This window comes from Lactobacillus sp. ESL0259, from assembly GCF_003693045.1.
GTDB lineage: Bacteria > Bacillota > Bacilli > Lactobacillales > Lactobacillaceae > Lactobacillus > Lactobacillus melliventris.
Genome location: NZ_REHP01000009.1, coordinates 144,131 through 155,936 on the forward strand (window position 1 = coordinate 144,131; position 11,806 = coordinate 155,936).

Genomic DNA, 11,806 nt, shown 5'->3' on the forward strand with positions numbered 1-11,806 from the left:
TTTGCTACTATAAAAGCACATCGAGACGATGTGCTTTTATTTATTGTCAATTATAATATTTTCTTGGCAAACGATCATCTAGTAAACAAGCAACTTCATAATGAATGCTGTCAACATAGTCAGCAGCTTTTTTGAGAGAATTTGGCGCTACCGGATCATTTGATATCAAAACTACTTTAGTTCCTACTGCCATTTCATATGGCAATTGCACCATTAACTGATCCATGCAAATGCGACCGACAATAGGACAGTATTCAGAACCAACTTTAATTTTAAAACCCTGAAATTTGCGAATAAAACCATCAGCATAACCTACTGGAACTGTACCAATAATTTGATCCTCGTCAGCAATGTAAGTTGAGCCATAGCCCACTCCCTGACCTTTATGAATAGTATGAACTTGTACCAGTTCACTGACAAAAGACATAGCCGGCTTTAACTTAATTGCTGTTTTTAAGTCAGGGCTTGCAGGATTCGAAGACGGATTCAGACCATATATGCCAATACCAAAACGAACCAGATCACTATGAACTTTTTTATCAAAAACACTGGCTGCAGTGTTGTCTACATGAATCCATTTGGGTTTTATTTTCAACAATTTTTTAAAGTGGTTAAAGCGCGTGACTTGTCCTTGAAAATATGAATCATCACTACTGTCTGCGGAGGCAAAGTGCGTAAACAGCCCTTCAACATCAAAATTGGAATTATTCAATAAAAAATCATTTGCGGCAATAAATTCATCATCTTCACTAAAACCAATGCGTCCCATCCCGGAATCTATTGCCAAATGAACTTTTAGTTGCAGCTTGTCTTGAATCAAGTTAGATTCGGCTTTTCTGAGCCATTTTAAATCAGGCACAGTTAATGAGACGCCATTCACAGCTGCAAGTGAGGCATACTTTGCGGGCGTAACGCCCAACACCAAGATCGGCTGGACAATTCCGGCTTGCCTTAATTCCAGAGCTTCATCTAAAATAGCAACGCAAAAGCCGCTGGCACCTGCCTTAACCGCTTCTTGAGCTACTCTTACTGCACCATGGCCATATGCATTTGCTTTAACAACGGCAAACAATTTTTGTCCCGGTGCCAAATGTTTAATTTCTTCTTGAATATTTTGTCTTATTGCAGCTAAATCGACACACACAGCTGCAGGTCTATGAATTCCAGGTACCATTTCTTACTTCTCCAAAACAATCAATGTAACTATCTCATGCCGATCATGAGTAATACTAGGAAAAATCTTGCCGGCAAATTTAGGCGAGCTTGTGACTGGATGACCTACTTTATCCCATAAAGTTTCAACATCTTGCAGACCCACTTCTTTGCCAAAGCCTGTTCCTAGTGCTTTAACAAACGACTCCTTAATAGAAAAGCGGCCACCTAAATATTCTACTTTGCGTCTGCCTGCTAGTTTTTGGTATTGGGCAAATTCTTTTGGGGTCAAAACTTTGCGGGCAAAATTATCCCCTTTGGCTACTATTTTTTTAACTCGTTCAATTTCAACAGCATCAATGCCAACTCCAACGATCATTTTCTTATCCTCATAATAATAAAATTATATTAGCAAAAAAGAGTTGTAAACTGTCACAACTCTTTTTTAGTAAAAACATTAACCTTTTTTATTTTTAATAATAAAATTTCTGCCATTACCGGAGCGGCGAGAATGGCCTCCACGATAATTGCCACGGCTGCGGTTACGATCACCACGATAGCCACCACGACTATTTCTGCCATGACTATAGCGACCGCGGCCACCACGACCATTACCCTTATACGGCAATGGTTTTTCAGAACTAATTTTGACCTCAACATTTGAAGAATCTTTTGACAAATTCTTCAGAAAAGCAGATACCAAATCAACGGCTGAATAATTTTCTAATAATTCATTGGCATCATCAGTATATTTAGATAGGTCATCTTTCATGATGTCTTCAATCTTAGATTTAGCCACTTTAAGTTGGCCCCTTAAAGCTTGATCATCAGATGGCGGACGCAAAGGAGTCATCTTTTTCTTGGTTAATTGCTCTATTGTACGCATATAACCAATTTCATTTGGCGTAACAAAAGTGATTGAACTACCATTTTGTCCAGCACGACCGGTACGACCGATGCGGTGAACATAAGAGTCGGGGTCTTGCGGAATATCGTAATTATACACGTGAGTAACGCCTGAAATATCAAGGCCACGTGCAGCCACGTCTGTGGCGACTAAAATATCCAGTTTACCAGCACGAAACCTTTTTAAGACAGTAATTCTGCGAGCTTGGGTCAAATCACCGTGAATTCCCGCTGCATTGTAACCGCGAGCCTGAAGACCCCTGGTAACTTCGTCAACTCGCCGTTTAGTTCTAACAAAGACAACCGCCAGGTCTGGGCTTTCAACATCAATCAAACGACACATGATGTCAAATTTTTCTGAATCTTTTGCCCGGACAAAGTACTGGTCAATTAAATCGGCAGTTAACTCTTTAGTTTTAATCCGGACAATTTCCGGATTATGCATGAACTTTTCACTAATGTTCAAAATCGGTTTAGGCATCGTCGCACTAAACAATAGTGTCTGTTTCCGGTTTTTAACATAGCCTAAAATACTTTCAATGTCTTGGATAAAACCCATGTCCAGCATTTCATCAGCCTCATCTAAAACAATGGTATTAACATTTTCTAAATCAATTGTCTTGCGCTTTAAGTGGTCAAGTAATCTTCCCGGTGTACCTACTAAAATCGCAGGCACATGATTTTTAAGTGAACGAATTTGCCGTCCAATATCAGCGCCGCCGTAAACAACTTGCACGCGAGCATTCTCATCGCGACCCAGTCTGAAAAGTTCTTCCTGAGTTTGAATGGCCAATTCACGAGTAGGTTCAATAATTAAAGCCTGAATTACCTTATTATGTTTATCTAAGTTCTGCAAGATAGGCAGCGCAAAGGCCGCAGTCTTACCAGTACCCGTCTGAGCTTGACCAATTACATCCCTGCCTGCTAAAGCCAGAGGAATTGTTTGTTCCTGTATTGGTGTTGCCTCTTCAAAGCCTGAGCGCTTAATTGCTTTTAAAAGCTCATCTTTTAATCCTAATTCTGAAAATTTCACTAAATTCTCCTTATCTAAGCCGTTTTACCACTTTTTCCAGGTGCATCCCATGCGAACCCTTTAAAACAACAATGTCATTCGGCTTAATATCATTTCTTAAATCTGAAACCATGTGTTGCATTTGTTCTGGGGTATAATAATGCAAATTCTCTGGTTTATACTTTTCTTTAAGTGCATTTGCCAGATTTTTCATTTCTGTACCAAACAAATAAACTTCATTAATTACCTGCGGGTCAAGACAATCTGCCAGCCCAGCGTGAAGTTTGGCAGATCTTTGGCCTAATTCTAACATATCACCCAAAACGGCGATCCTGCGACTTCCAGCTGGAACCTGGATCTGACCAAAACTGGTTATCACGGCACGCACAGCAGTAGGATTGGAATTATAAACGTCGCTCATAATATCTTCTCCCACATCGCCCTTTTCCCATTCCATTCTATCCGCTGTCGGAGTGAACTTTTCTAAGGCTGTGGCAATTTCTTCATCACTTTCACCAAAATGCCTGCCAACACAAAGAGCCGAAAGTGCATTAGAAACATTATGTTTGCCAATCATAGGAATAGTAAATTTATGAGCAGAATTATTAATCGTAAAAGTAGCATGATGCTTGTAACTGCGATAACCTGTTGCATAAACTGTATCATTTTTTGCAAAACCAAAGGTAACTTTTGCTTGTGGTATTTTTGCTGCCCGTTCACGTAAAAGCGGTTCATCCCCGTTATATATGAACTCACCATCTTCTCGTAAGAAATCGGTAATTTCCATCTTGGCATCAGCAATTCCAGCACGAGAGCCTAAAAATTCAATATGAGCCTCACCAATCATTGTAATGACCGTGACATCAGGGCGAGTCAGTTTAGATAGTTGATGAAGTTGCCCTGCATGATCCATACCCATTTCCAAAACCAAGATTTCGGTATTTGGTTTCATATCTAAAATTGTCATGGGTACGCCAATTTCATTGTTAAAGTTAGCAGCAGTTTTATGCACATTAAACCTTTTCGCTAAAACTGCTGCTGTCATATCTTTGGTCGTAGTCTTACCATTTGAACCTGTAATGGCAACTACAGTAGGATTGACTTTATTTAAATAATATTGGGCCAGTTGCTGCATACTGCTTAATGGATCGTCCACTTCTAAAACTGCAATATTGTCGGGTTTATTGGGATGACCCTTCTGCCATAATGTAGCACTTGCACCGTTACTAATTGCGCTGCTGATAAAATCATGACCGTCTCTTTCGCCCTTTAGTGGGACAAATAATCCACCAGCGGCAATTTTTCTAGAATCAAAGGCAACAGAAGTAATAACGGTCTGATCGTTGCCTTCACACTTTGAATTTATTGCTTTGGCTATCTCTGCCAGTTGCATTTTCATCTTTTTATCTCCTAGCCGAAAAGAGTTTTTGCTGAAGCAGTTAATTATACTCCTTATTTATGTAGTATAACAATTAGGCTTTACATAAAAAAGCAGCCCCAATGGGACTGCCTTCCACCAGATTGAAGATATTACTTGTTGTTCATGCCATACTTCTTGTTGAACTTTTCGATTCGACCATCGGCCTGAGCAAACTTTTGCTTGCCAGTATAGAATGGGTGAGAATCCGAAGTAATTTCAACACGAATCAATGGGTAAGTTTTACCTTCATAATCCACTGTTTCTTTGGACTTTAATGTTGAGCCAGCAACAAATTTAGCACCAGTTGCTGAATCCATAAAGACTACTTGTTGGTAATCTGGATGAATACCTTGTTTCATATTTATTACTCCTTTGCCATGACTCCTATTGCAAGTCATAGATTAATCGATTAACGTTTAATACCTTAACATTTTTAATAGTAAAATTCAAGACTTATTTATTATAGCAGCAGAGTTAATTTAAAACAATGTCGATTGGTTTAACTTCCTTGCCAAAATATGGTTTGAGTTCTTTATTATAGTCATCTGTGAAGAACTTTTTGTCTGCCAATCTAGTGATTTCTTTATTAGTCCAGTTTAAAAGTGACTTATTCCCTTGTTTAACTGCGGGGGCAATAAATTGATTAGGACCAATGTTTTTAATTCCGACTGTATAATTAGGATTCTTTTTGACCCAGGCATAGAGATATGAATTGTCATCCGCTAAAGCGACAGCACGTTTGTTTTTAAAAGCGTTGAACTGCTGCGTTTTGGAATCAAATTTCAGTAAATCAACTCCGCCTTTTTTTGTGAAGTAATTTTCTGCTGTTGTGCCCTTATTAACAATTAAATTTTTGCCCTTTAACTGTTTGGCACTTGTAATCGAAGCACTCTTAGGTGAAATAACCCCAACGGATACTTTCATGTATGGTTTTGCAAAATCAACGACTTGTTTACGTTCTGGCGTTTCAGTAAAATTGGCTAAAACAATATCGGCCTTATTCGAATTTAGGGTATCAACACGATTATTGGCATTTACTTGGATAAATTTAACTTTAACACCCATATCCTTAGCCATTTGGCGAGCAAGACGAACGTCGTAGCCTACGCGATTACCATTGTCATCAACCCAACCATATGGCGGTAAATCGCCAAATACGGCAACTCGTAACGTGCCCCGCTTTTTAATTGCGCTCACGCTGCTGTCATTAGCGTTGCTACTTTTATTATTGGTTGACTTAATGCCAAAAAAAGCTGCTACTGCAATTATCAAGACAATTAAAATGGTGATGATAATATTTCTATTTTTATTTTTCTGCATTATTTTCTCCTTAAAAATCCATACTTGTTAAGAAAGCGCGTGCCCTATCTGTTTGGGGATGCTTAAAAAATTCTTTTCCCGGCGTGTTTTCTAAAATTTTGCCATTTTCAAGAAATAAAACCTGATCTGCTACTTGACGCGCAAAATTCATTTCGTGGGTCACAATAATCATCGTCATATGATCGACTTGGGATAAGTCAGTCACAATTTGTAAAACTCCTCGAACCATTTCGGGATCAAGAGAAGCTGTAACTTCATCAAACAGCATTATTTCAGGATGCATGGCTAACGCTCTAACAATAGCAATTCTTTGCTTTTGTCCACCAGACAATTCACGGGGATAAGAATTAACGTACTTTTCTAGTCCAACTCGTTTTAGCAGCTTTAAAGCTTCTTTTTTAACTTCATCTTCAGCTCTTTTTTGCACCTTTACTGGCGCTAACAAAATATTTTCAAGAACCGTAAAATTGGGAAATAAATCATAACTTTGAAAAACCATGCCAATTTTTTGGCGTAACTCTTGCCAGTTTTTGGCAGTGGCTGCAATTTTCTCACCCTTAAAATAAATTGCACCACTCTTGAAATCTTCTAAACCATTTAAGCATCTGATTAGCGTACTTTTGCCAGAGCCGGAAGGTCCTAATAATGTCAAAACTTCGCCTTGATGAAGGGTGAAACTAATATCATGCAAAGCCTGCCAATCGCCATAAAACTTATTTAAATGTTCAACTCGTAAAACTTCTTTTGTCATTTGCCTCACCTATTCTGCTTTGCCGCTAACCGTTTAGACCATTTTGATAACGGATAATCTATTATGAAATACAGGAAGAAAATCAGACCATAAATCCAAAAAACGGCTGTCGGGTATTTTTGATTGTTAGCTTCAATAATCTGTTGGCCAATAGCAATCACGTCCATGATGCTGATCATCATTAATAAAGAGGTCGTTTTGATTACTCTTGTTGCCAGATTAATAGTTGCCGGTAGTTCCAATTGCACAGCTTGAGGTAATAAGACATAGCGCAAGAGTTGCATTCTGCTTAAGCCCAGTGCCAAGCCCGATTCTTTTTGCACAAGTGGAACTGATTCAAGTGCGCCACGAACAATGTCGCTAAATTCAGCTGCAACCCATAAAGAAAATGCTAAAACCGCCATCCAACTGGCTGGCCAATTAATATGAAAGGAACGTGGCAAAATATAATAGAACAAGAAGAGTAATACGATTGTTGGAACTATTCTAAAAAATTCCAGATACAGTCGTAAAATGAAGCGCATTATTTCATTAGGTAAAGTCCGCAATATTCCTAAAAGCGTACCCAAGATTAAGCCAATTATTAAGCTAACCCCAGCAATCCAAACGGATGTCCATAAGCCTTGCAAAATTCTACTGAAGTTATTACCGGTAAACAAAACATTAATCGCCGAATGTGCCATAGCGAACCTTCCTTTCTAAATAATTTAAAAGTAAAATAACCGGAATCAGAATAATGGCATAGGCTATAACCAACACCAGTAGATATTCATTGGAACGGTAATACAGCCCGATCAAGTCCAAAGCAGTGTTAGTCAGCTCGGGAATTGCAATGACCGAAAAAATTGATGTCTCTTTGATTAAGAAAATCACGTTAGCCGTTAAGGCTGGCATACTCAAAGCAAAACCTTGTGGAAAGACCACATAACGTGCTAATTGCAAGTTATTCATCCCTAGGGCTTTGCCATCATCAATTTGACTTGGACTGACCCCGGCAAAACCGCCTGTAAAGCCTTCAGCCATGTATGCTCCACCCAAGAATACCAGACCGATAATCCCGCAAGTTTGAGCCGACATTTTTAAGCCAATGACTGGAAAAGCATAATACAGAAAAAATAATTGGATCAATAAAGGTGTATTTCGTGCCAATTCCACATAGGCTGTGACTATTTGATGCAAAACGGGCACTTTAAAATACCGCACTAAACTGCAAAAAATACCCACGAGGATTGAGCACACAATTCCCACACACGATAGCCAAAGGGTCAACTCAAAGGCTTTCAAAAAAATAGGCAAACTCTGTGTAATTATCTGCCAACTCATTTTTTACCTCCCACTTTTAAGTAGACGACCTGATCTAAGAGTTAGAGAATCAAGAAGTCAGAAAAACAAAAAATCTACGAATCAGATTTATTCGCAGATTTAAATGCCATAATTGCTAACACCATCGCAACAAGTGAAAAACTAAGTTCCAACTACTTTTATTAGGAATCACTGTTATTTTCCCTTTTATAGTCAGACTTGCCTACTTCTTATTTTCACTTCCTTTTTGTTAGCAACTATAAGTGTCTCTAATGCTATGCGTTTACTTACTTTTTGTCAATTACTTTGCTTAATATTACTTTCATTTTTCCAATTTTTGTTAACAAAAAACGCGCTTAGTCAAGCGCGTTTTAATTATAATGTACCTTTTTTAAGCCTGTGATTTTTCCTTAATTGCTGCAGCAGACTTTTGCAATAATTCTTCTTCTGCCGCAGTTAATTGTAAATCAATCTTGCGGACAATTCCCTCGCGGCCAACAATTGCTGGATAAGACATATATGTACCGTATTTCTCTTGGTAACTAGAAACAGGCAATTCTGTCCGAGAATCTGTCAAAACAGCACGAACAATTCTAACGCCAGCAGCGGAAACTCCATAGTTAGTGTAATGCTTACCCATAAAAACAGTTTGACCACCGAATCTAATTTCATCCTCAAGGTCACTTGGTTGCCATGATTCATTCTTAGCCAGTTCAGTTATAGGTTTTTCGAATACTTTTACAGTTGACCAGGCAGTAAATTGCGAATTACCATGTTCACCTAGTGCAAAGCCACTTACAGAACGAGGGTCAACGTTAAACTTTTTAGCAACCACTTTCTTCATTCTTGCTGTATCAAGCAAAGTTCCAGTTCCTATTACATGTTCTTTTGGTAAACCTGTTAGTTGCTGATAAAGACTGGTAATTGCATCTACCGGATTGGAAATAACAAGCAAAATTCCGTTGAAGCCGCTATTTTTAATAGACTCTGTAATCGGACTCAGCTGTTTTTTATTATATTCCAATTCCTGAAAACGATCGCCTTGTGTTTCTAAAGATATTTTGCCTAAAGTGCTAATGACAATGTCGGCATCTTTCAATGCGTCATAGTCATTAACAATAATGTTGGCATGATTTGGCAAATTAGCCATAGCATCCTCAAAATCAATTGCGTCAGCTTTGACTTTGCCTTCATTAACGTCGATCATTACCAAGTCATCGACTAATCCTGAAATTATTAACTCGTGAGCAACAGTGCAACCAACGTGACCGTCACCAATAATACCTATTTTTGTTGTCATAATTAAGTACCTCTCCCTTAAAATATCTGACATATTGTCAGCCAAACTCAATTACTCCTCTATTATACAAAGATAGGGCTTTCAAAGTTACAATTTAAAGAAAAAATTTTTGAATCTTAATCTTTAAAAGACAAATACTTTTGGGTTTTTATTTAATATCTTTTCTATAAGGAATTGAAGGTTGGGCACCGTACTTTTGAACGGTAAGTGACGAGGCTTTATTGGCAAAAAGAATGGCTTCTTTTAAATTGGACAGATCTGGGTGCAACACACTTGCCATTGCCCCAATAAATGTGTCACCTGCAGCTGTAGTATCGACAGCTTTAACTTTAAAAGCAGGAATGAGCTCATTTTTACTTTGATAAGAATAAAATGCACCCTTATCGCCAATAGTAATGATAACTGTACCCACGCCTTGCTCGTGCAATTTAGCAGCAGCCTTTTGTGCGGCTTTTTCATCAGTTACTTTAACGCCTGTAATAGTTTCAGCCTCTGTTTCATTTGGCGTAATGATGTCAGTCAGTTTTAATAATTCTGCTGGAATTTGAGCCATTCCAGGAGCTGGATTTAAAATTGTTCTGACGCCTGCCTCATGAGCAATTTCAAAGCCCTTAATTGTAGCTGCAAGCTGTGTTTCAAACTGTGCAATAACAAAATCTGCATTTTTTATTAAACTCTGGTTTTGTAAAACCTCATTTGCTCCAAAAGCGTAATTAGCTCCAGCATAAATAGTAATCGAATTTTGACCACTGTCATCAACCGTGATAAATGCTTGACCAGTAGATTCTTTAGTGGCTGTAATTATGCCACTAGTATCAATATTTTCGCTTTTAAGCAAGTTCAGCATTTCTTTTCCTGGTGCGTCAGCGCCAACTCCGCCAATAAAACTTACCTCAGATCCTGCTCTAGCTGCAGCTACTGCTTGATTAGCACCTTTACCTCCCGCAGCTGAATAGTGATCTGTAGCATGAATTGTTTCACCGGGTCTGGGCATTTGCTTGACACGTAAGTTGGTATCCAAATTAATACTGCCAATAACTGTAACTTTATTCATTTCTGCTCCTCAAAAATAAAATTTTTGCCTGATTCAACTCAAATCATATCATATCAAAATCTGCTTGCAACAAAACCTGAATTTTGTAATTTTTTCATTTAATTTTTATTTATTTTTGCTTAAGTGCGTTAACAGTTCTTTTTATTTTCTTAGAGAAAGAATATAATACAGTTTAACTTAAAATAAGTAAGGTAAAAATATGAAAAGAGAACTTAACTTTTTCGCCGCACTAGCAACTGTCATGGGCACTATGATTGGTGGCGGTGCTTTTTTTAAAATTGCTAACGTCTCCGCATTGACTCATAATGCATGGCTTAGTATCATCGTTTGGCCTTTTGCCGGTTTTATCACACTAATGGCAGGACTAAGCATAGCTGAATTAGCGTCAATTTATCCTAAAGATGGTGGACCTGTCAGATATCTGGAAGAAATTTACGGACCTAAGATAGCCTTTCTTTTTGGCTGGTCTTTGATAATCGTCTATTATCCAGCAAATATTGCAGCACTTTCAATCGTGTTTGCCACTCAGTTAAAAGAAATACCACATTTTAAGGGCTTGTCTACTACGGTAATTGCCCTAATTGTCATGTTGACAATCCTATTGATAAATTGGATCGGTTCTAAATTGAGCGGTCAAGTGCAAAAAATAACTTTAGTTATTAAACTACTCCCAATTGCGGCAATTATCATTTTTGCTTTGTTTTACAGAGGGCCTAACCAATTAGCTGGTGCTCCAGCACCACACATTTCTTCTGCTTCAGGTGCAATGGCTTTTGGGCAAGCTCTTTTGGCCGTACTTTTTGCCTATGACGGCTGGCTAAGTATCGGTAATTTAGCCAGTGAAATTAAAAACCCGGCAAAAACGTTGGCCAAAGCGATCATCTGGGGACTTTTCGGAGTAACAATCTTTTACACTCTTCTTAATTGGAGCTATGTCAGAGTTATCCCCTGGTCTAAAGTCGTAGGTAACCAAACAACAGCTCTGCTTACTGCTAAAAAACTATTTGGCAGTGTAGGTGGCACTCTAGTCGCTACAGGAATATTGGTATCCGTGTTTGGTGCCATTAATGGACACCTTCTTTTGGGATCAAGAATGCCTTACGTTTTAGGTAAAGAAAAGAAGCTGCCAGCCGCAAGCTTCTTCAGCAAACTAAATTCTAAAACTATCGTGCCTACCAACAGCATGATTTTTGAATGCGTAATTGCCACCATTATGATTTTTTCCGGTACATTTGACTCATTAACCAACATGTTAGTCTATGTTTCCTGGATTTTTTCAATTTTATTATTTTTAGGGGTCCTTATCTTACGTAAAAAACAACCAGATCTTTTACGACCATATAAAACGCCTTGGTATCCTCTTCCACCTGTATTAGCCATTTGTGGTGCGTTATTTATTGTTATCACTACAACCTTAACTCAACCGCTTTTAGCAATTATTGGCATTTTATTGACCCTCACTGGCTGGCCCGTTTATATTTACGTGCAAAAGAAAAATCGTACTTAATTCAAGTATTAAAAACTGTATTAAAGACTTTTATAGAGATTAAAAAATATAGCCTTGGAGTTTTTTTCTATTCCAAGGCTTT

Annotated in this window: 12 protein-coding genes; 1 reads left to right on the forward strand and 11 read right to left on the reverse strand. The window is 38.2% G+C overall.

Features of this window, described 5'->3' with window-relative positions; translation table 11 throughout:
• Positions 1–46: 46 nt before the first annotated feature.
• The 11 genes from alr to rbsK form a co-directional block, all read right to left on the reverse strand.
• On the reverse strand, positions 47–1,174 hold the full coding sequence (gene alr / locus F5ESL0259_RS06690) for an alanine racemase (RefSeq protein WP_122037899.1): 1,128 nt from the start codon (positions 1,172–1,174) through the stop codon (positions 47–49).
• Between the two features lie 3 nt (positions 1,175–1,177).
• On the reverse strand, positions 1,178–1,531 hold the full coding sequence (gene acpS, locus F5ESL0259_RS06695; protein ID WP_110446449.1) for a holo-ACP synthase: 354 nt from the start codon (positions 1,529–1,531) through the stop codon (positions 1,178–1,180).
• A gap of 78 nt (positions 1,532–1,609) precedes the next feature.
• Entirely contained in the window at positions 1,610–3,091 is a 1,482-nt protein-coding gene (locus tag F5ESL0259_RS06700; RefSeq protein ID WP_122037900.1) for a DEAD/DEAH box helicase, read from the reverse strand.
• Positions 3,092–3,101: 10 nt separating this feature from the next.
• Positions 3,102–4,469, reverse strand: a complete 1,368-nt coding sequence (murF, locus tag F5ESL0259_RS06705) for a UDP-N-acetylmuramoyl-tripeptide--D-alanyl-D-alanine ligase (RefSeq protein WP_122037901.1) — start codon at positions 4,467–4,469, stop codon at positions 3,102–3,104.
• Positions 4,470–4,600: 131 nt separating this feature from the next.
• On the reverse strand, positions 4,601–4,849 hold the full coding sequence (locus F5ESL0259_RS06710) for a type B 50S ribosomal protein L31 (RefSeq protein WP_046325385.1): 249 nt from the start codon (positions 4,847–4,849) through the stop codon (positions 4,601–4,603).
• Between the two features lie 115 nt (positions 4,850–4,964).
• Entirely contained in the window at positions 4,965–5,810 is an 846-nt protein-coding gene (locus F5ESL0259_RS06715) for a transporter substrate-binding domain-containing protein (RefSeq protein ID WP_122037902.1), read from the reverse strand.
• 10 nt (positions 5,811–5,820) lie between these two features.
• Complete coding sequence (locus F5ESL0259_RS06720; protein ID WP_122037903.1) at positions 5,821–6,561, reverse strand: amino acid ABC transporter ATP-binding protein; 741 nt, start codon at positions 6,559–6,561, stop codon at positions 5,821–5,823.
• Between the two features lie 5 nt (positions 6,562–6,566).
• Positions 6,567–7,244, reverse strand: a complete 678-nt coding sequence (locus F5ESL0259_RS06725; RefSeq protein WP_122037904.1) for an amino acid ABC transporter permease — start codon at positions 7,242–7,244, stop codon at positions 6,567–6,569.
• The gene (locus F5ESL0259_RS06730; protein WP_122037905.1) at positions 7,225–7,884 is read right to left on the reverse strand and encodes an amino acid ABC transporter permease; all 660 of its coding nucleotides are present in this window, start codon (positions 7,882–7,884) and stop codon (positions 7,225–7,227) included. The genes F5ESL0259_RS06725 and F5ESL0259_RS06730 overlap by 20 nt, the downstream gene beginning before the upstream one ends.
• Before the next feature lie 370 nt (positions 7,885–8,254).
• The gene (locus F5ESL0259_RS06735) at positions 8,255–9,163 is read right to left on the reverse strand and encodes an L-lactate dehydrogenase (RefSeq protein WP_122037906.1); all 909 of its coding nucleotides are present in this window, start codon (positions 9,161–9,163) and stop codon (positions 8,255–8,257) included.
• A 148-nt stretch (positions 9,164–9,311) separates the two neighbouring features.
• Entirely contained in the window at positions 9,312–10,217 is a 906-nt protein-coding gene (gene rbsK / locus F5ESL0259_RS06740; RefSeq protein ID WP_110446456.1) for a ribokinase, read from the reverse strand.
• Between the two features lie 199 nt (positions 10,218–10,416).
• Here rbsK and F5ESL0259_RS06745 point away from each other — a divergent pair, with 199 nt between their 5' ends.
• Positions 10,417–11,724: an APC family permease gene (locus F5ESL0259_RS06745; RefSeq protein WP_046325392.1), complete on the forward strand. Its 1,308-nt coding sequence runs from the start codon at positions 10,417–10,419 to the stop codon at positions 11,722–11,724.
• The last annotated feature ends 82 nt before the right edge of the window (positions 11,725–11,806 follow it).

Bases quoted from the DNA above. Each gene is read 5' to 3' on its own strand.
- F5ESL0259_RS06710 (WP_046325385.1), bottom strand. From the start codon at position 4,849: ATGAAACAAGGTATTCATCCAGATTACCAACAAGTAGTCTTTATGGAT.
- F5ESL0259_RS06720 (WP_122037903.1), bottom strand. From the start codon at position 6,561: ATGACAAAAGAAGTTTTACGAGTTGAACATTTAAATAAGTTTTATGGC.
- F5ESL0259_RS06725 (WP_122037904.1), bottom strand. From the start codon at position 7,244: ATGGCACATTCGGCGATTAATGTTTTGTTTACCGGTAATAACTTCAGT.
- F5ESL0259_RS06730 (WP_122037905.1), bottom strand. From the start codon at position 7,884: ATGAGTTGGCAGATAATTACACAGAGTTTGCCTATTTTTTTGAAAGCC.
- alr (WP_122037899.1), bottom strand. From the start codon at position 1,174: ATGGTACCTGGAATTCATAGACCTGCAGCTGTGTGTGTCGATTTAGCT.
- F5ESL0259_RS06735 (WP_122037906.1), bottom strand. From the start codon at position 9,163: ATGACAACAAAAATAGGTATTATTGGTGACGGTCACGTTGGTTGCACT.
- murF (WP_122037901.1), bottom strand. From the start codon at position 4,469: ATGAAAATGCAACTGGCAGAGATAGCCAAAGCAATAAATTCAAAGTGT.
- F5ESL0259_RS06715 (WP_122037902.1), bottom strand. From the start codon at position 5,810: ATGCAGAAAAATAAAAATAGAAATATTATCATCACCATTTTAATTGTC.
- acpS (WP_110446449.1), bottom strand. From the start codon at position 1,531: ATGATCGTTGGAGTTGGCATTGATGCTGTTGAAATTGAACGAGTTAAA.
- F5ESL0259_RS06745 (WP_046325392.1), top strand. From the start codon at position 10,417: ATGAAAAGAGAACTTAACTTTTTCGCCGCACTAGCAACTGTCATGGGC.
- rbsK (WP_110446456.1), bottom strand. From the start codon at position 10,217: ATGAATAAAGTTACAGTTATTGGCAGTATTAATTTGGATACCAACTTA.